This window comes from Streptomyces sp. NBC_01006, assembly GCF_045162725.1.
GTDB lineage: Bacteria > Actinomycetota > Actinomycetes > Streptomycetales > Streptomycetaceae > Streptomyces.
Genome location: NZ_CP108700.1, coordinates 513,162 through 533,171, shown reverse-complemented (window position 1 = coordinate 533,171; position 20,010 = coordinate 513,162). Strand labels below are relative to the sequence as shown.

The 20,010-nt window shown below is 69.7% G+C and carries 17 protein-coding genes and 1 pseudogene; 11 read left to right on the top strand and 7 right to left on the bottom strand.

Annotated features, from left to right (window positions below; all coding sequences use genetic code 11):
* Positions 1 to 254: 254 nt before the first annotated feature.
* Positions 255 to 1,082 (bottom strand): enoyl-CoA hydratase/isomerase family protein, encoded by an 828-nt coding sequence (locus OG509_RS02340; RefSeq protein WP_406179634.1) that lies wholly within the window; start codon positions 1,080 to 1,082, stop codon positions 255 to 257.
* 356 nt (positions 1,083 to 1,438) lie between these two features.
* Here OG509_RS02340 and OG509_RS02335 point away from each other — a divergent pair, with 356 nt between their 5' ends.
* From OG509_RS02335 to OG509_RS02315, 5 genes are all read left to right on the top strand, one after another.
* The gene (locus tag OG509_RS02335) at positions 1,439 to 3,211 is read left to right on the top strand and encodes a BCCT family transporter (RefSeq protein ID WP_406179632.1); all 1,773 of its coding nucleotides are present in this window, start codon (positions 1,439 to 1,441) and stop codon (positions 3,209 to 3,211) included.
* A 493-nt stretch (positions 3,212 to 3,704) separates the two neighbouring features.
* Entirely contained in the window at positions 3,705 to 5,045 is a 1,341-nt protein-coding gene (locus OG509_RS02330; RefSeq protein WP_406179631.1) for a serine/threonine-protein kinase, read from the top strand.
* Between the two features lie 79 nt (positions 5,046 to 5,124).
* Complete coding sequence (locus tag OG509_RS02325) at positions 5,125 to 5,424, top strand: hypothetical protein (protein ID WP_385575291.1); 300 nt, start codon at positions 5,125 to 5,127, stop codon at positions 5,422 to 5,424.
* Positions 5,425 to 5,562: 138 nt separating this feature from the next.
* Complete coding sequence (locus tag OG509_RS02320) at positions 5,563 to 5,799, top strand: hypothetical protein (protein WP_406179628.1); 237 nt, start codon at positions 5,563 to 5,565, stop codon at positions 5,797 to 5,799.
* Entirely contained in the window at positions 5,789 to 6,046 is a 258-nt protein-coding gene (locus OG509_RS02315) for a hypothetical protein (protein WP_403731596.1), read from the top strand. Before OG509_RS02320 ends, OG509_RS02315 begins: the two co-directional genes overlap by 11 nt.
* Here the strand turns inward: OG509_RS02315 and OG509_RS02310 are convergent.
* Positions 6,031 to 7,323, bottom strand: coding sequence for an MFS transporter (locus OG509_RS02310; RefSeq protein WP_406179627.1), 1,293 nt, complete (start codon positions 7,321 to 7,323; stop codon positions 6,031 to 6,033). The genes OG509_RS02315 and OG509_RS02310 overlap by 16 nt on opposite strands.
* Before the next feature lie 89 nt (positions 7,324 to 7,412).
* On the opposite strand from OG509_RS02310, the gene OG509_RS02305 reads away from it, so the two are divergent.
* Positions 7,413 to 8,360: an ArsR family transcriptional regulator gene (locus OG509_RS02305; RefSeq protein ID WP_406179625.1), complete on the top strand. Its 948-nt coding sequence runs from the start codon at positions 7,413 to 7,415 to the stop codon at positions 8,358 to 8,360.
* Between the two features lie 175 nt (positions 8,361 to 8,535).
* Here OG509_RS02305 and OG509_RS02300 read toward each other — a convergent pair whose 3' ends face one another.
* Positions 8,536 to 10,113 carry a purple acid phosphatase family protein gene (locus OG509_RS02300; protein WP_406179623.1) on the bottom strand — a complete coding sequence of 526 codons (1,578 nt, stop codon included), beginning with the start codon at positions 10,111 to 10,113 and terminating at the stop codon, positions 8,536 to 8,538.
* A 168-nt stretch (positions 10,114 to 10,281) separates the two neighbouring features.
* On the opposite strand from OG509_RS02300, the pseudogene OG509_RS02295 reads away from it, so the two are divergent.
* Positions 10,282 to 10,578, top strand: a pseudogene (locus OG509_RS02295) (transposase family protein); the annotation flags it as partial.
* Positions 10,579 to 10,659: 81 nt separating this feature from the next.
* On the opposite strand, the gene OG509_RS02290 reads toward OG509_RS02295, so the two are convergent.
* The 3 genes from OG509_RS02290 to OG509_RS02280 all read right to left on the bottom strand — a co-directional run bounded on the left by OG509_RS02290 (position 10,660) and on the right by OG509_RS02280 (position 14,236).
* Positions 10,660 to 12,168, bottom strand: coding sequence for a DUF4246 domain-containing protein (locus OG509_RS02290; RefSeq protein ID WP_406179621.1), 1,509 nt, complete (start codon positions 12,166 to 12,168; stop codon positions 10,660 to 10,662).
* 557 nt (positions 12,169 to 12,725) lie between these two features.
* Positions 12,726 to 13,550, bottom strand: coding sequence for an SDR family NAD(P)-dependent oxidoreductase (locus tag OG509_RS02285; protein WP_406179619.1), 825 nt, complete (start codon positions 13,548 to 13,550; stop codon positions 12,726 to 12,728).
* A gap of 197 nt (positions 13,551 to 13,747) precedes the next feature.
* Positions 13,748 to 14,236, bottom strand: coding sequence for a GNAT family N-acetyltransferase (locus tag OG509_RS02280; RefSeq protein ID WP_406179617.1), 489 nt, complete (start codon positions 14,234 to 14,236; stop codon positions 13,748 to 13,750).
* A gap of 120 nt (positions 14,237 to 14,356) precedes the next feature.
* Between OG509_RS02280 and OG509_RS02275 the strand changes: the two genes are divergently transcribed.
* The 3 genes from OG509_RS02275 to OG509_RS02265 all read left to right on the top strand — a co-directional run bounded on the left by OG509_RS02275 (position 14,357) and on the right by OG509_RS02265 (position 18,157).
* Positions 14,357 to 15,271 (top strand): DUF6891 domain-containing protein, encoded by a 915-nt coding sequence (locus OG509_RS02275; protein WP_406179615.1) that lies wholly within the window; start codon positions 14,357 to 14,359, stop codon positions 15,269 to 15,271.
* A 437-nt stretch (positions 15,272 to 15,708) separates the two neighbouring features.
* Positions 15,709 to 16,155 carry a hypothetical protein gene (locus OG509_RS02270; RefSeq protein WP_406179613.1) on the top strand — a complete coding sequence of 149 codons (447 nt, stop codon included), beginning with the start codon at positions 15,709 to 15,711 and terminating at the stop codon, positions 16,153 to 16,155.
* 511 nt (positions 16,156 to 16,666) lie between these two features.
* Complete coding sequence (locus tag OG509_RS02265; RefSeq protein WP_406179611.1) at positions 16,667 to 18,157, top strand: PIG-L deacetylase family protein; 1,491 nt, start codon at positions 16,667 to 16,669, stop codon at positions 18,155 to 18,157.
* 109 nt (positions 18,158 to 18,266) lie between these two features.
* Here OG509_RS02265 and OG509_RS02260 read toward each other — a convergent pair whose 3' ends face one another.
* Complete coding sequence (locus OG509_RS02260) at positions 18,267 to 18,977, bottom strand: AraC family transcriptional regulator (RefSeq protein ID WP_406179609.1); 711 nt, start codon at positions 18,975 to 18,977, stop codon at positions 18,267 to 18,269.
* 253 nt (positions 18,978 to 19,230) lie between these two features.
* Between OG509_RS02260 and OG509_RS02255 the strand changes: the two genes are divergently transcribed.
* Positions 19,231 to 20,010, top strand: coding sequence for an alpha/beta fold hydrolase (locus OG509_RS02255; RefSeq protein ID WP_406179607.1), 780 nt, complete (start codon positions 19,231 to 19,233; stop codon positions 20,008 to 20,010).

Here is a 20,010-nt window from a genome sequence, read left to right as displayed (position 1 = left end):
CGCCACGGCCTTCATGGTCCTCACGCAGTGAAACCACCAGTTGAGGGGGCGCGGGAGGCACTCCTCACGGACCGCAGCGCGCCTTCGGCGCGTGGGCTGCGGGCTTCCCGTGGGCGCAGGGATTTGCTTTCGCCTCTGGGGACGGACCGCGGGTACCCGAAACGGCGTGGTGCTCCTGAACGACGGCTCCAGTGGTTCGTGGCCGGCACGGTGACCACGGTGGCGCAGGCTGGGAGGACGTCTGCCCCGCGCGTTCACAGCTCGCCGAGCACCGAACCGTACTCGAGCTCGGTGCGGGAGCGCTCCTGCAGCCCGCGCTGCATGAGGGCGGCCATCCGGTCGGCGCTCTCCGGATCACGTGCCAGTATCTGGAACTGGGCCGAGTCGACCTGGACATCCTCCTTGGGCGGAAGACCGGCCGCGTTGATCCGGCGTTTGGCCAGCCGCACCGCCGCCTCCGGGAATCTGGCGATACGTTCGGCGAGGTGCTCGACGTAGGGGATCAACTCATCGTCCGACAAGGCCTTGTTGACCAGGCCGATGCGTTCGGCCTCTCGCCCGTCGAGGTCCTCGGACCCCAGGATCACCTGCATGGCCTGACCGCGGCCGGCGAGCCGCACGAGGTGCTGCACCGCACCCGCGCCGGGAAAGACGCCCGATCCCACCTCCGGCTGGCCGATCACCGCATGCTCGGCAGACGCGAACCGCATGTCGCACGCGTACAGCAATTCCGCGCCGGCGCCGCGCGCCCGGCCTTCGAGGACCGCGATCGTCACGGGGCGCGCCTCGCTGAGTCTGCGAAACAGTGTGCCGAGGCTGCTGTCATCGGGCCCGCCGGACGTCGCCGCCATCGCCGTGTACTCGGCGATTCGCTTGAGGTCGACGTGCGGGATGAAGAAGTCGGGGTCCCCGCTGCGGAAGACGACGACCCGCACGCTGCCGTGCGTGTCGGTGTCGTCGAGCAATGAGATCAGGTCGGCTACGAACCGTTCGTCGATCAGGTTGATGGGGGGATTGTCGATCGTGGCCCAGAGGACCCCGTTACGCGGTTCCGCTCGGATTGTCGAGTAGTTCCAGGGCATGGTCCACGGCTCCTCTGCCCACGGCTCCCCAAGACCGTCAGCCGGGCGTCAACCGCCTTGCCGGCTCATCGCTGCAAGGTGGATCCGAGTAGTGGAACAGGCTGCAGAGCCTCCTGTCCTCCTCCCCATCGTCTCGCGTATGCCGAGGCCTGCCACCTGAGCCGGCCCGTCCCGCGCTCGGACCAGCACGTGCCGCCGGGGCTGTACCAGGCCGCAGTGAGCCTGGGATCTTGCTCGGCACCTGTGCGGCCTATCGCCTCGCAGCGGGGCGCCCGTCGACGCCTGTTGGTGCCGGGGTAGGCGTGCGCGCCGTGGTAGGGGATGTCAGAAGCCAAATCGGCCCGTGATCGCGAAAGGTGCCGCCTGTGTCTCAGGAGCAACGCAAGCCGGGGCAGAGGCGGCGGCTGCCCGTGAAGGCGGCCCTGCCCGGCCGCCACCCGCACGAGGACGAGACGGCCGTCACGGACCGGGTGGTCTTCGGAGTGACGGCCGTACTGACCCTGGGCTTCGTGATCTGGGGAGTCACGGCCACCAGCTCGCTGGAGAGCGTCTCCGACATCTTGCTGAACGGCCTGATGCACAACGCCGGCTGGGCGTTCGTCCTGGCGGCCTCGGGGTTCGTCGTCTTCGCGCTCTGGCTAGCCATCAGCCGGTACGGACGGATCGAGCTGGGCCAGGAGCACGAGAAGCCGGAGTTCAGCACCGTCTCCTGGGTCGCCATGATGTTCAGCGCCGGCATGGGCATCGGCCTGATGTTCTACGGCGTCAGCGAACCCCTCGCGCACTACACCAATCCACCGCCGGGCACCGACCCCGCCGACTCGGCGGACGCCATGCAGACGGCGCTCGCCACCACGCTCTTCCACTGGACGCTGCACCCGTGGGCCATCTACGCGGTGGTCGGCCTGGCCATCGCGTACAGCACCTTCCGGCGCCGCAGGCGGCAGACGATCAGCGCCGTTTTCGTCCCGCTCCTCGGGAAGGAGCGCGCCGAGGGCGCACCGGGCCGGGTGATCGACATCCTGGCGATCTTCGCCACGCTGTTCGGCTCGGCCACGTCCCTGGGACTCGGCGCGCTCCAGATCGGCAGCGGCATGCACGAGGTGGGCTGGCTGAGCAAGGCCGGTACGGGGCTGCTCGTCGCCGTCATCGGCGTGCTGACCGTCTGCTTCGTCTTCTCCGCCGTCTCCGGAGTGGAGAAGGGCATCCAGTGGCTCTCCAACATCAACATGGTGCTGGCCGTCATCCTCGCGGGCTTCGTGTTCGTCGTCGGCCCCACCATCCTGGTCCTCGACCTGATCCCCACCTCCCTCGCCGCGTACTTCGACGAACTGCCCCAGCTGATCGGCCGCACCGAGGCGTCCACCGGCGGCGGTGACGTCGCCGACTGGCTGAGCAGCTGGACGGTCTTCTACTGGGCCTGGTGGATCTCCTGGACGCCGTTCGTCGGCATGTTCATCGCCCGCATCAGCCGGGGCCGTACGATCCGTCAGTTCGTCGGCGGCGTCATCCTGGTGCCCAGTACCGTGAGTCTGGTCTGGTTCGCCATCTTCGGCGGTACGGCCATGCACCTGAAGGAGCAGGGAAAGCTCGGCGGCGCGACGACGCCCGAGGCGCAGCTCTTCGGCGTGCTCCAGGAGTTCCCGATCGCCGGCGTGATGAGCCTGCTCGTGATGATCCTGGTCGGCATCTTCTTCGTCTCCGGCGCCGACGCGGCGTCGATCGTGATGGGCACCCTGTCCCAGAAGGGCACCTTCGAACCCGATCGGTTCGTCGTCGTCTTCTGGGGCGTGGTGACCGGTGGTGTGGCGGCCGTGATGCTCCTCGTCGGTGAGGGCAAGGGCGAAGCCCTCGCGGGCCTGCAACACTTGACGATCCTCGTCGCGGCCCCGTTCGCCCTGGTGATGATCGGCATGTGCTGGGCCCTCTTGCGGGACCTCCGCCAGGACCCGCTGATCGTCCGGAGCGAACTCGCCGAGGAGGCGGTGGAGGAAGCCGTGGTCGCGGGCCACGAGAAGTACGCGGGCGGGTTCGAGATCCGCATCGGCCCGGCGCAGGACGAGGCACCCGGGGAAACGAAGGACGACCGCGACCGCAACGACCCGGGAGCCCCACCCCCGGACTCCTGACGGGCACCCGCCATACGCTGCCCGGCCCGGTCCCGGTGCATGGGCTGAGACGATCAGGCGCCCGGCTCGTTGGCGGACTATGAATCACGCCACGGGTGGTCTCGTATTCGTCGCCCTGACGGCCGCAGTCGGCCTGCGCGCAGTCCCCTCCGCGCACGCTGTGGACGGCACGACCGAGGATGTGGGCGTCTCCGACACCTGTGGTGGCTCGCTCACGGATTACCTCGACACGGCCGCGGGCACTGCTGACCGCCCGCCCCACAAGGCGGTGGCCCCGCCTTCGACGGACAGATGGCCGGTCGGTCGGGTCCCGGGATCCTCACCCCGCGCGGCACGACGAGGGCACCCCTGCCTGCCTTTTGGGGCCGGACGCATGGGCGCCGCAGATTCGGTCGATGGCCCAGCGCACGCTCCTGTGATTCCGTACGCTGCGTGCATCCGCAGGGGTGAGACCGACTGGGGGAACATGGCAGGCGCAGAGGGAGCAGGGCTCGTGCTCGGGGGCCGGTACCGGCTCGTGCGCCCGATGGGTGCCGGCGGATCCGGACTGACCTGGCAGGCGCACGACGAGCTCCTCGGTACCCGCGTGGTGGCCAAGGAGTTACGGGCGCCCTGGACGCTGACGGACGCCGAGCGCGGGAACTGGCTACGGCGGACGGAACGGCAGGTCCGTCGGGCTGCGGGACTGCCCCGGCATCCGAACCTGGTGGCCGTCCATGACCTGCTGGTGGACGGCCACAGCCTCTGGACCGTCATGGAGTTCGTCGAAGGGCGATCGCTGGCGGCCCGTCTCCGGGAGCAGGGGCCGCTGCGCGCACCGGAGGCCGTACGCGTCGCCACCGTCCTGCTGGCCGCTCTGCAGGCGGCACACAACGCGATGTTCGTGCACGGCGCGGTCTGTCCTGACAACGTGATGCTGGACGGCGACAGGGTGGTCCTGCTCATCGACCCGGAGACCGTTGTCCACCTCGGGGAGTACGGGGACTTCGGGGACGGCGACCCGGCCGCAGTCAGCGGGCTCATGCGCCGGCTGGACCACCTCGCGCCGGAGCGGATCCAGGGACTCCCTCCGGAGCCGGCGAGCGATCTGTACTCCCTCGGGGTCACGCTGTACGAGGCCGTCGAGGGGATTTCGCCGTTCCGCGGTGACTCTCCCGCAGCCATCCTGACCGCCATCCTGCACCGGCCGCCCCCACCGATGCGGCGCGCCTCGCCGTTGGAACCGCTGATCGAAGGGCTCCTGCGGAGGGACCCCGCGGCCCGCCTCACGATCGCCCAGGCCTGGGGTTACCTGAACCACCCTTCTGCGCCCGCCGCCGAGGACGCCCCGTTGCGAACCAGACTCGACCGCATGCCCATGGCTGCTGCGCCCGTCCGCGAGGACGCCCCCGCGCAAGCCATGCCCGAGCCCATGCCCATGCCCGTGCACCCTCCCCCCATTACGGCATCCGGCGGCAACAGCGCCCTGGTCGTGACGGCTCTGCTCCTGCTGTCCCTGGTCGCGGTGTGCGTTCTGCTGGCGCGCCCGGTGCTGGAGTACGCCGGCTCCCTCGCGGCGGCTTCCTTCTGGCCGGCCGTGCTGTCGTGGCTGGTGTTCGCGCTCGGACTGCTCGTACTGGGGCACCAAGCGCGGGCCACCGTACGGCAGGAGGGCGCGCGGAACCCCGTACGGTCGCGGCTGTCGCTGTTACCGCCGCCGCGGTGGTCGCCGCACGAGCTCGCGGCCCGCCGCGAGGCGGCCGAGCGGGCCGTGGACGAGTCCTTGCTCCGGGTCGACCAGCGGCTGGCAGCCGCCTCGCCCCGGCCGAACCGGAACGGGGGCATCGATGCCTGACCAGGAGCCCGTCACTCCGACACCGACACCGGCACCGGCGGCTGCCTCGGTCGCGCCCGCGGCACCGTCCCCGAGTGCCATGCCCTCCTTCCCCCACGCGGATGAGGCGTCGAAGTGGAAGGACATCGAACCGGACCACCTCGCGTGGCGGCGCGCCCTGGTGGAGCGCCAGTTGCGGCAGGAGCGCCTCGACCAGTGGACGGGCTACGGCTTCCGGCTGCTGGAGTACGCGATCGTCGTGGGGTTCGGCGTGGCCTTCGTCTGGCTCGGCTTCTACGCGGTGGACCACAAGGCCTCGGGGCAGGCCGCCCCGCTGATCGGCGGCGGGATGGCCGGGCTGGTCAGCGCGGTTCTGGCGGTACGGAACCGGCGGAACTGAGGGCGCCGTGCGCCGAGGCCGGCCCCCGGACCGCTCGCATGCGACTCCTTGAGCCGGGTTCGCCCGTACCAGCTTCCCGTGCCCCAGCGTGGCGATACCGTGGACGCACCACGCCAGATGACAGCCCAGGAGCCCCGGATGAGCCAGCAGCCGGCCACCGCGCCCGTGCCGGACCGCCAACCCCTCGACGAGCACGCCGCCGCGTCCGTCCTCGCCTACGCGGCCGACCAGCGCGCGAAAGTGGACGTCCTCGCCTCCGTGCTCGAGGACATCGCCGCGAACGGCTACCCGTCCCCGGAGGCCGGCGTGCTGTGGGAGACCGCTCGCGACGGCCACCTCAACCGCCTCGCGGACGAGCAGCCCCGTGTCGCCTGACCCCTCCGCGCGCCGCTCGCGCGTCGTCATGGTGGAGCCCGCGCTCACCCAGCTCGCCAAGCTCACGGCGAACGAGACGCACCGCCTGGACCGCGCGATCGTCGCCATCAGCGTCAACCCCGAGCTCGGCACCGAGGTGCCCGGCACCCTGCTGCGCGACTATGCGGACGAGATCGACGGGATACGCGTCATCTACTACGTAACGGCCCTGCGGACCATCACGATCGTGGCCTACGTCGAAGCCTGAGCGCACAGCGGCGGCGCCGGCAGTTCGCGGGCTGACCTCAGCGGCGACAGGAGCAGGGGGACCACGGCGAGCAACTCGCCCAGTGCCCCGATCCACAGAGCCGTCCGGGCCCCGAAGTGCTGTCCCAGCAGCCCTCCGAGGAGTGCACCGACCGGCATGGCCCCCCACACTACGAAGCGGATGGTCGCGGTCATCCGGCCCAGGAGGGGCTCGGGGCACAGCCGTTGCCGGTAGGCGACCGAGGTGACCTTGAAGGTCATGAAGGCGGTCCACCCCAGACCCTGGAGCAGGACGGCGATGGCGAACCGCCGGTCCGCCTGGTAGAAGGGCAGCGCCAGCAGCCACAGCAGGCCGCTGACGACGACGGACGCGCACATGGCCCGCCCCTGCCCGAGCGCGGCGGCGATCCGTCGGGTGAGGAGGCTGCCGATCAGCCCGCCCACGGCCTCTGCGGCGAAGACCGCACCGCACAGCAGAGGTGACAGCCCGAGGTCTCCGGCGAGCAGGACCAGGAGCACGGCGGCCCCGACGGTACCGCAGAGGTTGGAGACGGCGGCGGCGAAGGTCAGTGCCCGCAGGATCCGGTGCCCGAAGACGAAGCGGAGGCCTTCGGTGATCTCGCCGCGCAGCGACGCGTCCGGCCGCGCCGCGGGGCGTTCGCCGAGGGGCCTGACGCGCGCGACGAGGAGCGCCGAGACGGCGTAGCTGAGGGCGTCGGCGGCGAGTGCGACGGGTGCGGTGAGGGCAGCGACCAGTGCTCCGGCCAGGCCCGGGCCGCCGACCTGGGCGATGTTTCGGGTGGCTTCCAGTCGCACGTTCGCCCGTATCAGCTCCGTCCCGCCCACCAGCCGCGGCAGTGCGCTCTGGGCGGCCACGTCGAAGAAGACCGTGCACACCGACATCCCGAAGGTGACGGCGTACAGCTGGAGGAGTGTCAGTGCGTCCAGCCAGGCGGCGAGGGGGATCGAGAGGAGCAGGGCGGCGCGGCCGAGGTCGCCCGCGACGAGCACGGTCCGCGGGGGCAGCCGGTCCACCCAGGCACCGGCGGGCAGGCCGATGAGAAGGAAGGCCAGGTACTCGGACATGAGGAGCAGGCCGTTTTCGAACGCCGTGGCGTCGAGGGTGCCGATCGCGACGAGGGCAAGGGCGAGGAGGGTCACGGCGGAGCCGGACTGGCTCACGGTGTCGGCGGCCCAGAGCGTGCGGAAACCGGCTGTGGAGGAGGGGCGTTCGGCTCGTCGGTGGCGGTGGGCGGTGCCCGGGCGGGAGTGCGTCATGGGTGCGAAGATCACCGGCGCGGGGGCCGCGCGGCCATTGTTTTAGTCTGGGCCGAAACGTGGTGGGCGGCGTTGAGGGGGGCCCGGGCATGGGCGAGGTGCGGTTCGGGGTGCATGACGTGGCGGGGGTCAGGTTCGCGATATCGCCGCTGTGGGAGACGGTCGTGAGCTTCTCGGCCGTCGCGGATCCGGGGCGCCATGCCGTCCACCTGCCGTGGATCGCGGCGGTACGGCCGTTGTGGGAGGACCGGGCCCTCGCCCGGCGGACCGCTCCGCTGCGGGCCCTGGTCAGCGCGGATCCCCTCCGGCCGGACCCGCCGGGCTTCCTGACGCCCCCTCCGCGCTGCCCGCTGGCCGAATTCGAGGAGGAGCTCGCGATCCTGATGGCCGCAGCGGCCCCGGAACCCGGGGCGGACCTGCCAGGGCTGGGGGAGGCCCTGCGGGCCTGGTGGGAGGCGGCGGTGAGACCGTACTGGCCCCGGATCCGGGCGGTCCTGGAGGCGGACATCGCGTACCGGACCCGGCAGCTCGCGGAGGACGGCATCCAAGAGGTACTCGCCCGCCTGCATCCCACGCTGCGCTGGAGCGGCGACCGGCTGGACTCACCGGACCTGGCCCCGGCCGTCCTCGACCTGGACGGCAAGGGGCTCACGCTGGCCCCGAGCGCGTTCGCGCTCCGCTGCCGGCTGCTGACCGGACCCGGGCCGGTGCCGCCGGCCGTCGTCTACCCGTCGCGGGCCGTCGGCACCCTGTGGGAGCGGCGAGCCGCCTCCGGAGAAGGGCTGGCCCGGCTGCTGGGCCGCAGCCGGGCCCGGCTCCTGGCGTTCACCACGTCGCCGGCCACCACGACGCAGCTGGCCGCCCGGACCGGGCTGAGCCTCGGCGCGGTCTCCCAGCACCTCGCGGTGCTGCGCGACGCCGGTCTCGTCACGAGCCACCGCTACCGGCGCGAGGTGCACTACGCGACGAGCGAGCTCGGCGGCGCTCTGCTGGAGCGGGCCCAGGGCTGTTCGGCCGGGCCGGTGAGCTGGCCGTAGACGCCTTCCTGCCGTGAAGTACCCGTGGCCCGTCTCGCACGGAGCGAAGGCGTACGCAGGTGACGCCAGGGGATGCCGGTCAGGCCTGTCGGCCGTTCCTGCCGGGGGCCGAGAAGCCCCAGGTCGCAGGCCCGGGGCTTCGTTCGACTCGGACAGGCTTCCGCCGCGAAAGACGCTAGCGGCCGCGTCCCCTCTGGATCTCGAAGTGGTCGATCCGCTGGCCCGTCTCGGCCAGTGCGCTGACCTTCAGCTTCGGGGAGCGGCCCGTCTCGACCTCGACCGCGAGGAAGGAGTAGTTGGTGTACCGCACCCGCGACCACTCGACCGTCTCGGTCGCCTTCGAACCGCCCTTGACCCAGCGGTAGGACTCCACGCTGTCGCGGTCGGCGACGTGGCCCTCGTACGAGTCCGGCACCGGGAAGCTGTACAGCGAGCGCCCCGCCGCGCCGGCGGTGACGTACACGATGCCGTCCTGCGTGGGGTCGGTGCGCTCGCCGATGGGGACCTTCCGGCCGACCTTGTTGCCCTTGATCGCGTCGGTGCGTTCGTACACGTGGTTGTGGCCGTTGATGACCAGGTCCACCTGGTGCTTCTCGAACAGCGGCACCCACACGTCGCGCACCCCGCCTTCCGAGGCGTGCGCGCTGGTGGTGGAGAACGCGCAGTGGTGGAAGAACACCACGATGAAGTCCACGTCGCGGTGGTGGCGCAGTTCGCCCAGCCGCCGGTCCAGCCACGCGGTCTGCTTTCCGCCGCTGATCCCGAAGTTGGCGGGGATCTCGTACGAGATGTCGTTCGCGTCGAGCGCGACGACCCCGACGTTGCCGTGTACGAACGAGTACACGCCGGGCTGGTTGACCGGGTCCGGTCCGTTGTCGGGCAGGGACCAGCGGGCGTTCTGGCCGCCGTAGCCCTGGGGGGAGTACCAGGCCTCCATGTCGTGGTTGCCGGTCGTCACCATCCACGGCACGGTCTTGGCCACCGTCTCCGTTTGGGCCAGGAACTGGTCCCAGGCCCGCGCGTCGTAGGTGTCGCCGGCGGTGCCCGAACCGGAGGAGTCGGCGTAGCAGATGTCGCCCGCGTGCAGGTGGAAGGCCGGGTTCTGGGCCAGCAGCACTGCGTCGTTGCCGAGCGCGTGGTAGCTCACGCCTTGGTCGCCGAAGGCGGTGAAGGTGAAGTTCTCGGCGCGTGAGGGGGCGGTGGTGAAGGTGCCGAGAGTACCCAGGTTGCGGTGGTCGGCGGGGTCGAAGCCGTCGTGACCGACTCCGTAGTAGTAGGTCTGACCGGGCCTCAGCCGGTCCAGGCCCACGTGCAGGTAGAACTGCTCGGCCGCGGCGATCTTGCCGCCGTTCAGGACCGGGGTGCTCAGGTGCCGGACCTCGGCATCGATCTTCACGCTCAGCGCCCAGGGGCTGGTGCCCACGCGCAGGTACGGCTTCTTCACGGCGAACGGCACCTGCCAGGACACCCGCATCTGCGTCTTCGGGTCGGCGCCGTACTGCAGGTGCCGTGCGAACGGTGCGGCCAGGGCGCCGTCGACACCGCGCCGCTCGGTGGAGGTCAGCACGGCCGGAGCCGCGTACGCGGGCGAGGCCGCGCCGACGCTCAGGCCGGCACCGGCGACGGCCGCGGTCACCGCACCCGCGCGCAGCGCGCCGCGCCGGGTGAACTTCGCACGCAGGTAGTCGTGCTGCTCGGCCATGCTCATCCGGGAGGCGAGCTTCTGGGGGATACCGAAATCGGGAAGGTCCATGGCAGCAAACCTCATCGTCCGAGACGACGCGGAGGTCGCCGAGAGGTGAACGGGCGGGGGCGGAACCCCCATGAGAATCCCCGGAATTACCCATCTTCGCGCCATCCCGGACCGATCCCGGACCGATGCAGGGGAGGTGGTGGCCCTGCCGGGGAGACGTACATCCGCCAGGCCGTCATCGACGCCGACGCCCGCCCGGCCGTCGTGGTCGGGCAGCCGTCGGCCGGAAACCGCAACGACTGCGGAGCCTGGAGGAATCCGGCGCCATGGCCGCCGTCGGCAAGACCACAACGTTCGCTGACGGCGGCTGCCCCGGCACCGGACTCCTCATCCCGCACCGCCGCGAGCGCGGCCAGGCCGAACTCCCGGACCGGAAAGGGGGCCCACAACAAGTCCCATGAGCAGGCCCGCGCCCACGGCGGACACGTCTTCGCCCGCATGAAGACCTGGAAGATCCTTCGTGACTGACAGAGCACGCAGGAGATGACTCAGGAACTCAGGAATCATCTAATCTGGCGTTGCTCCGGCGGGTCCAAGGCCGAGGTTTCAGTGCTCGCAGAGCGAGAATTCTCGTTCGTAGAGCTGCTCGTTGTGTTCGTCGACGAAGAACTTGCGCTCCTGCATGAGTTGTTCGCGGTGGTTCTTTGCCTGTTCGAGCGTCATGGTCGAGGTTTCGGACCATGGTTGTTGCGGTGCCACATCGGATGTCGAGACGATCTTTTCCGACGGGTCAACCAGGAAGAACGCGAGAATTTTGCGATATCCCGGTCGGGTGGTGTCCATGAGGCGGAATGAGTCGACGCGGTGTTGCAGGATGTTCGGGAACGCCAGACAGCGGCCCGCCGGGGTCGATGTCGATCCCAGCAGCTGGTTCAGTGTGTCCTCGTCCTCCAGGCCGTAGACCTCACGCATGCCGTTGTCGTCGTTCTGTTCGTAGTTCAGGTCGTCGAGCGCCGCCCGAAAACTCAGCCGGCTTTCGGTGATGTTCTCGCTGTCCCAGTAGTAGATGCCGGTCGAGACGATCCGCTCGTTCATCATCCCTTCGACGTGCCAGGAACCGCCGGGGTACTCGGGCTTGTCCGGGGTGAGGTGAATGGTTGCGAGCTTGACGATGACCTGGAGACGACGGCCGCGCAGGTCGACTCGGGCGGATGCGTCGGGCAACTCGGGAGGGGTGAACGCCGGGGCGTCCGGGATGACCGGACGGCGGTTCTCCCACCAGTCGTCCTGGGCCTCTTCGTACGCACGAACGGCTTCTGCGTAAGCCTCATCATCACCGTGGGAGGCTTTGTCCGGATATTCCGGCTCCGAGTCGTACCACCCGTAAGGATCCGCCTCGATCCGCAGGGGCCGCGGATGGCGCAGATCGGTGAGCACGTTCTCCAGCAGCGGGCGAAAGCGCGCGAACAAGTCTGGCAGGACGGACACTAGTTCGCAATGATTCTCGGGGTGGACGTTGTTGACGTACGAACGGAAGGCGACATCGCCGTCTTCACTGACGTCGACGTCCGTGGGCAGCCACTGGAATTTCTCCGAGAATTCGTACCTCGAATAGCGGTCCGTCGGATTCTGCCAAGCCCGCTCGGGAGCACCGCTCACCTCTCTCACCAGGCAGAACAGCGAGGGATGAACCAGATCCAGCACCTGGCCATCGGATCCGGGATGCCAGTCCTGTTCCGATTCCGGGACCTGCTCCAGAACCTGCACCGCCTCGCGCAGCCGGGACCTGAGCTTGTCGTCGACCAGCGTGTCCGACTGCCACACCCCGTCGACGGCGGACACCTCGACGCCGGTTCGTCCGTCCCGCAGCGCGGCGTAATGCACGAGTTCGGCAAGCACGTAACGAACCTGCGCTTCGGTGAGGCCCTGGGCGACCGCTTCTTGCGTCCACCTGGCGACGATGTCGGCATCGTTCATCTTGTCGAACCACGCCGGCTTCGCCCGAATGAGTGCGCTGCACTGCATCATCTGAAGTTCCCGCAGCGTTCGGGGTGTCGCGAACGATATGGAACGGGAAGCACGAAAGGGCAGAGGGAACGCAGACAGGCCAGTCAACTCTCTTGGTCCTCCGAGTCGGTGTGCGGTGGCGGGAAGGATACTTCAGCAGACTGACACCACAGCCGTGGGCCTTGTCTTCGCTGGTCAGGGAGCCAGGGCGACGAACGGCGTTCACGCCTTCGAGCGTGGATGAGCAGAGGGCCGGGCTGGCGCGATCGGGCCGGCTTCGGCGTAGGCCGGCCGGGACCGGGCCACCGCCACCCGCCCGAGCCCGCTGGCGCCGCGAGGCCGTGTACGACCGGCGCAGATCCGACACCGATTTCGCGAAGCCGGGGACGCGCCGCTACGCCGGCCGGCGGGCCGCAGCCGGCCGTCAGACCTTCTGGCGCATCCTGTCCCGGGTGAGTGCCCGCTGGAATTCGTCGCGGGCGGCCAAGTGCAGCGCGGCCCGCAGCCGAGCGAGTCCGCTGCCGACGCGATGGATCTCCGTCGCTGCGTCAAGGCTCCACGGCTGGGCAGAACGGGCGCCGTGACCTGGTAGGTCGACCGACTGCGGCTACCGGAAAGCCTTCGCGGAGGGCGGCGCGCGGGCGTAGTTTTCCTGTTTGCGTGTCTCAGGTACGCAGGTATGAGGCCCCGTTGAGGTCCAGAACCGTCCCCGAGGCCCATTCGGCCGCCGGTGACGCCAGCCACAGCACGGCCGCCGCGATCTCGTCCGCCGACGCCACTCGCCCGAACGGGCTCTGGGCACGGATCGCATCGCCCTCCGCCCCACTCAGCCGGTGCGCGACCCGCTCCGTTTCGAAGAACCCGGGTGCGACGGAGGCGACGCCGATTCCGTACGGGGCGAGGTGCACGGCGAGGGACTGGCCCAGCGCGTGCACCGCCGCCTTCGTCGCCCCGTACGCCGGGTGGTCGGGCTCGCCACGGAAGGCTCCGCGCGAGCCGACATTGACGATCCGGCCACCGCCGCCCTGCTCGATCATCCGGCTGGCCGCGAGGTGGCTGAGATTCGCCGTCGCGAGGAGGTTGACGGATACGTGACTCTGCCAGGCGGCCGCCCAGTTCTCGTACGAGGTGGTGGCGAGCGGATGCGGAAGGTTCACAGCGGCGTTGTTCACCAGTACGTCCAGCCCGCCGAGCCCTCCGGCCGCGGCCTCGGCCACGGCTCGCGCACCGTCCGGTGTGGACAGGTCGCCCCCGGCAAGTACATGCCCCGTACCGGCGAGGGAAGCGAGGGTCTCCTCAGCCTTCCCACGCCGCGAGCCGAAGTGGACAGCCACCCGGTCCCCATTGGCTGCGAACGCCTGAGCGAGCGCACGGCCCAGTCCCCGCGAGGCACCGCTGATGAGCACACGACGGCCGGTCGACGCAAAATCCCGCGCGGTGACGCTGGAAGAGGAGGCATCGATGGAAGGAAGGAACTCTGCGGAAGTCATACGGATCATGATGCCCCTCGGCCTGCGCGACCCGGCGCCGGCAGTCGCCGGTCCGCCTGACTCTGCCCGCAGAGCACCTGGCCCCGGCCGCCTTGCGCACCCATGCGAGGCGGTCGCTTCGCCACAGCTACTGGATCTCCGACAGTGAGGCCTCCACCATGGCTGACGAACTTGGAGGGTGGCGCCCGCGGCTGAGCCTAAGAGAGCTCCTTCCGCATCAACATGCACATCGTTTCGTAGCGGTGCAGCGATCCATCCGGAGCTTGTTCGTCCCACGAGTCCGGCTGGCGGCCGTATGCGACATAGCCCAGCCGCTCGTATAGCGCACGTGCCCGGGGGTTGCTTTCCTCCACAGCCAGCTCGGCATGCCGCAGACCGCGGTTCCTGATCCGCAGTTCTGCTGCTTCGACAAGGAACGTGCCGATCCCGCACGACTGCAATGCGGGGTGGACTGCCAGCTGCCACAAAGTGCCGACGCCCTCCTTGGCCTGGTAGTCGACGCCGCCCTTCGCCACTGGGATGTCCGTTGCAGGGCAGACCGCCAGGTAGTCGACCTCACCGATCCGGGCACGCTCCAACTGCTCGGCGACGCCGGCCAAGTGGTGGTCAGACCCTGCCCACCCGCACGACGCCAGATCCGCCTGCACCAAATCACGGGCTGACAGCTTCAGCACAACATCGATCATCTTCAGTACCTCCGGTCAGTCAGCATCCACGCCGATCACATGGGGCGCAAAGCCGTTTCCTCAAGCTGCGTCGTGGGTCCCGGGGGGTCTGCGGTCAGGGGGGTGTGTCAGAGTCTGCGCATGCTTGAGATCGTGGTGAAGGCGGAGAACGGGGAGCGGCACGTTCGTGTGTTCGCCGAAGGGTTGGCTGGGCTGGTCCGGCGAATCGGCGGTGAGGGTGACCGGTTTCTGGTGGTTCATCGGATACCCGACCTGCCCGACGTCTTCGCCCAGGTCTGGCACGAGGCCGGCGGGGGTTACACGCTGGAGCACCGCGACGGTGCCGCCGACCGGCACTTCCAGGTGATGGTCGACGGTTCCGAGGCCGTGATTGAGGCGATGACCGGCTGGGCCAGGCAGCGGTCTGGTTGGAGCACTGATCTGACCTGGTCTCTGCTGGATATGGGCCCCACGCGTGAGGTGCCGCCGCTCGACCTGGACGAAGGCGAGCGCGAGGAGTTGGAGAAGCGCGTCCGCGAGGTGTTGGCCGGCGGCTATGCCGACCGCGCCGAACTGGCGGAGCTCGCCGAGGAGTACCTGGTCACCGCGGACCGTCGGCCCGTATCCCGCGGGCAGGCGGAGGCACTGGCCGACCGGATGTGGTTGGAGCGCGTCGCGGAGCAGGCCGGATGGCAGGGCGAGACCGACCCGGAACGGCTCACCCGCGCGTTCACCGCCCTGCAGGAGGCCGGTATCACCGCCCGCGAGAACTTCACCTGCTGCCGCAGCTGCGGCCAGTCCGAGATCGGTGGCGAAGGCGGGACCGACGCCCGTGGCTTCGTCTATTTCCACTCCCAGTGCACGGACTCCGCCGCTGCCGGCCACGGACTGATGCTCTTGTACGGAGGCTTCGACGGCTCGTCCGAGACCACTGCGGCCATCGGCCACGAGGTCGTGGCCGCCCTGGAAGCAGTCGGTCTCCAGGCCGATTGGGACGGTGACCCGGGCCGGGGCATCACCGCCTCCCTGGAGTGGCGCCGGCGCCTGGTCGGATAGAGATCGTCGCCACCGGAGTACCTGAGACCCGGCTCCCGGCGCAGCGCGTCTCCTCCGGGAAGGCGATCACCGGTTTCGACGGGGACCAGGTCGTGGTCCGGGAGGGATTTGCCATCCGGACCCGCTGCTCGGCAGGGACTGCCGGGTTGGTCAGCGAGAGACTGAACGCGCAGCGCCCTCCTTTTCAACGATCGCGGCCGGTCGCGCCGACGGTCGTTTGGTCGCAGGTGCTCCGTGTACTCACCGGCGTCTGAGTACGGGAGCGGTAGTGGCCGGTGGGATCCGCCTGCTGGGATGGGCCCATGACTACGACTCTCTTTCCCACCACCCGTCCGCGGGACCCCGCGCCGTTTCGCCGGCGAGGCAGGGTGCTGACCGTGGGCGGCGCGGTGTTGCTCGTCGGGGCACTTACTCAAGGCTGCGCGGGCGGTCGGGTGATGTCGGAGACGGAGTTTCGCGAGCACCTGAGGCTGACGCAGGAGGCGGGCGAGGACGCGGTGCGGGGGCTGGGGATGGTCCCCTCGTCAATCGTGGACCGGCGTGAGATGGCCAACGCCTCCTGCAAGGACGATCTCGGTGTCGACTCCGAGGGCGTCACCCGTGACCAGCCGAGCGTCACCTGGGCACCCGACTTCGCGGACCGCGGGGCGTACGCGGCAGCGCTGGAGACACTCCGCGATGCGTGGTCTGGGCAGGGCCTGAAGGTGCACGACATAGCCGCGCCCGGAAACGGTGAGCCGGGAGCCGGCCTGCCGGGGGTTCGGACGACCAACGACCATGGCATCGAACTGTCGTTGAGGCCCGACTGGTACTCGGGGGAGCCGACGCTCCTTGCCGACGGCGGGTGCGTTCGGCACGAGAGCTACCTGGTCACGTGGGAGTAGTGCGACCTACGTGGAGGGTGTACTGGCACGGTGGCCGCCGCCCTGGCCTGGGCAGCGCGGTGCGCCGGCCTGTCCAGCCGGCCCTGGCGGAGGGGCTGGCTGCGAGGGGGGATGGTGCGGCGTCCCCCGGTCGGCGCGGCACAGCCACGCGAGTTGCTTCCGGCAAGAGTAAGCCGGTCCGTATTCCTGCTGGTGAAACCGTCTGGAACCAGCCACTCCGCAGTGATCGACTTGGCCTGCGAGGCAGCGTCCCGGACAGGGGAACGCGGCAGCGGTCGCCGGGCGCGCGTGTCCGACGGCCGGCCGGGTGCGCCGCCTCACGCCTGCCTTCGCATCGGCCGTACACGCAGCGGTGACGGCGCACCGGTCCGGGTGCCCGCCACCGTACGTCAGGGAGCGATCCGATCATCTCAAGGGGAACACTCGTGAGCACGAACAGCACAACGACCGCACCACCCATGGCCTTTCCCGCCGCCACGTCCTGGCCGCCGGCGCACTGACCGCGGCCGCCGTGGCGACACAGGCCGCCCTCGGAGCTCCTCGCGCCTCCGCAGCCGGCGCCCCGGCGATCTTCTACGCCCCGCACCAGGACGACGAGGCCATCGGCATGGCCGGGTCGATCCTGGAGCACAAGGCAGCGGGCCGTCCGGTGTACCTCGTGCTCGTCAGCAGGGGCGAGAACGACGGCCTGGCCAGGCTGATGAACGTCGGAGCCTGGGGACTGCGTGACCGGTGTGCGGCCCCGGACCACTGGCACGACCTGAACTGGCCCACCGACGGCGCAAACAAGATCGTGTCCGCGCGTACGGCCGAGTTCACGGCCTCGGCGAAGGCGATCGGCGTGGACGAGGTCATCGACTTCGACCTCCCCGACAGCGCGCACGGCGACGCGACGTACGGCAAGTTCGTGGACGCGGTGACGGCGAAGGTTGAGTCGCTCGCGAAGAAGTACCCCGGGGCCTCGCACAAGTTCTCGGCGGGCTGGCTGGACGTGACGGCCACGCACAAGGCGTGCAGCGACGCGGCCTATCGCCTGAAAGGGGCGTCCGGCTGGGAGTGGTCGCCGAAGGCGGGCCAGGAGCCGAAGCGGGATGCCACGTACATCCTGATGGCCACCTCACCGGGCTCGCAGCAGCCGGGGTCCTTCCTCACGACCACCGTCCACCTGCGCAGCCCCGAGTTCGAGAGCGTGACGGCGACGACCGGGGTGCACACCCCGTGGGTCGAAGGCACGCAGAACAGGGGCCGGGTCACCTTCACCACGCGGGGCGCGCAGTTCCAGGACGACGCCCAGGCGCTGGGCACCGTCGCGGCGGCCACGGCAGACGTCGAGACGGTGACCGCGACGTGGGTGCGGGGTCGGGACAGTGGTGCCGGGTGGATCCGGTTCCCGTCGGACGGGATCAAGGTCGGCCATGGCGCGGGAGGCGATCTGGGTACTGTCACGGCTGACAAGATCAGCGTGAACGGCATCAACACCCAGTGGGTGGGGGACCGCGACGCGGGCAAGGGGTGGATCGAGTTCCCGCAGTCCGGAGTGAGCGTACGCAAGGACGGGAACCAGGAGTGGGGAACCGTCGCCGCCGACAAGGCGGACCTGAACGGCATCAACACCAAGTGGGTGCAGGGCCGTACAGCCGCCGACGGGTGGATCGAATTCCCGGCCGCCGGGCTGAACGTCTTCCAGGGCGCCGAAAACCGCCAGTGGGGCACCGTCGCGGCCGACAAGGCGGACCTGAACGACTTGATCACCCATCGAGCCCAGGTCAAGGAACGTCTCACCCTCCAGGGAGGGTTGACCGTCGACAACGTGCTGGAGACGCAGGACGGGCCACCGCGACTGATCGTCCACGCGGAGTCGGAGTTCGAGGGAAAGGTGAACGCGAACGGACACCTGTCGGTCCGTAACGCCGACGTCGGATGGATCATGCACACCCGCGACGACTTGGTTGCGATCAACGGCGACCTACGCGTCCACGGGGCATTGCGCTCAGACAGCTGACAGCTGACAGCTGACGGCTGGTACGGGAAGAGGCGCGCGGGCGCGGCCGGCTCAGCAGGAGCCGGCCGACGCTCCGAGCCTGATCGTGCGGACCTGGCTTGTCGCGTGGTCAAGCCGATGGCTGGCTGGTTCGGTAGCGGCCCGGGGTCGTTCCGATGATGTTGGTGAACGCCGCGATGAAGCTGCTGGGGTTGGCCCATCCGCAGGCGTAGGCGGTTCGGATGGTGTCGTGGCCATCGGCGAGGAGCACGAGCGCGTGGTAGACGCGTAGCTGCGTGCGCCACTCATAGAAGGTCATGCCGAGTTCGTTGCGGAGCAGTCGGCTGAGGGTGCGGGTGCTGGCTCCGATCGTCTTCCCGAGTTCGGCGAGCGTGGCGTTGTCCGCCGGCTTCTCGTACAGCATCCGGGCAATGGCTTGTAGTCGGTCGTCCCGCGGCTCCGGCAGGTGCAGTGGCTGTTCGTGTGCTTCGCGGAGTTCATCGACGAGGACTCGAAGGAGGCGAGAGCGCGCGGAGCGGCTGTACTCAGGAGCGGCGCTGGCGTCGTCGTAGTTGCGGGGGCCGGTCAGCGCGAGCAGGACCTCGCGGGCGAGGTCGGTGGCCAGGAACACGGCGGGACGGTCTGGTGTGAGCCGGGCGAGGGATGGCGTGAGGAAGACGATCCGCATGTCGGTGTCGCCGTGGGCGCGGTGATAGTGCGTGAACCCGGCGGGGGTCCAGGCGACCCGGTTGGCGGGAACGATCGACGTGCCGCGCCCGGTGTGAACTGCCAAGACTCCGCTGGCTGCGTACACCAGGTGTCCCCGTGCGTGCGACTGCACTGCGCTTGTTTCGCCGGACGGCCAGAGGTGGCGCCCGCCGGACGGCCACACGTGTGACGTCACGCCGGCGATCAGGCAAGGTCGGCGGCGAACAGGCATGAGTTGGCATCCTATCGGTAACAAGCCACACCTTCATCTGGTGACACTTCCTCCATGCCGGGGTGGTCTTCAGTCGCGCAGAGCGCCTGACCGAACCACATGTCATGGAGGCAGCGTGCCTCGATGCCGCGGCTTGAGGGAGAAGGAGAAGCGCATGGCGACGTTCGTCCTCGTGCCCGGCGGTTGGCATGGCGCATGGTCGTTCGAAGCGGTGGTTCCGCTGCTGGAGCGTGCAGGTCATGCCGTTCACGCCCTGACCCTGACCGGTCTGCGGCCAGACGACGACAACGTGACGGTCGCGACCGCCAACCTCGACACGCATGCCGACGACGTACTGCGGCTCCTCGATCGTGCCCACATCGCCAGCGCGACGCTGGTCGGCCACAGCTACGGCGGGATGGTGATCGCGGCCGCCGCCGATCGCGCTGACGGCCGGATCTCACGACTGGTGCATCTCGACGCCTACGTACCGCGCGACGGCGAGTCGTGCTGGTCGTCAACGACCGAGCGCTACCGGGAAGCGTTCGCTGTCGGCGCCGCGACCACCGGCTACTCCGTCCGACCGCCGGACGGCGGCGATCCCCGCCGCCGTCCTCATCCCCTCGCCTCGTTCTTGCAAACGATCCGGCTCGCAGGCACGCTCGCCCAGGTCCCCCGTCGGGAGTTCATCTACTGCTCGGGATGGGAAGACCGGACGCCGTTCTCCGAACTCCGCACCCGACTCCAAGCCGATCCCGGTTGGCAGGTCCACGACCTCCCAACCGGCCACGACGCGATGCATGAGGCCCCGGAGGCGGTCGCTGCACTACTGCTCGGCGAAGGCGCCGCGGATGCGTCGACGCAGAGGGAGGGGGCCGCGGCGCATGCTGCCGCCGTCCCGCAAACGGGCCCCCAACCGGCCCGGACCGCCCCGGCGCGCCCCTCGGACGGATGA

Excerpts from the sequence above, each read along its gene's own strand:
- OG509_RS02325 (WP_385575291.1), top strand. The coding sequence starts at position 5,125 with ATGCCCTCCTTCCCCCACGCGGATGAGGCGTCGAAGTGGAAGGACATC.
- OG509_RS02320 (WP_406179628.1), top strand. The coding sequence starts at position 5,563 with ATGAGCCAGCAGCCGGCCACCGCGCCCGTGCCGGACCGCCAACCCCTC.
- OG509_RS02275 (WP_406179615.1), top strand. The coding sequence starts at position 14,357 with ATGCTTGAGATCGTGGTGAAGGCGGAGAACGGGGAGCGGCACGTTCGT.
- OG509_RS02310 (WP_406179627.1), bottom strand. The coding sequence starts at position 7,323 with ATGACGCACTCCCGCCCGGGCACCGCCCACCGCCACCGACGAGCCGAA.
- OG509_RS02340 (WP_406179634.1), bottom strand. The coding sequence starts at position 1,082 with ATGCCCTGGAACTACTCGACAATCCGAGCGGAACCGCGTAACGGGGTC.
- OG509_RS02285 (WP_406179619.1), bottom strand. The coding sequence starts at position 13,550 with ATGACTTCCGCAGAGTTCCTTCCTTCCATCGATGCCTCCTCTTCCAGC.
- OG509_RS02300 (WP_406179623.1), bottom strand. The coding sequence starts at position 10,113 with ATGGACCTTCCCGATTTCGGTATCCCCCAGAAGCTCGCCTCCCGGATG.
- OG509_RS02270 (WP_406179613.1), top strand. The coding sequence starts at position 15,709 with ATGTCGGAGACGGAGTTTCGCGAGCACCTGAGGCTGACGCAGGAGGCG.
- OG509_RS02305 (WP_406179625.1), top strand. The coding sequence starts at position 7,413 with ATGGGCGAGGTGCGGTTCGGGGTGCATGACGTGGCGGGGGTCAGGTTC.
- OG509_RS02255 (WP_406179607.1), top strand. The coding sequence starts at position 19,231 with ATGGCGACGTTCGTCCTCGTGCCCGGCGGTTGGCATGGCGCATGGTCG.
- OG509_RS02280 (WP_406179617.1), bottom strand. The coding sequence starts at position 14,236 with ATGATCGATGTTGTGCTGAAGCTGTCAGCCCGTGATTTGGTGCAGGCG.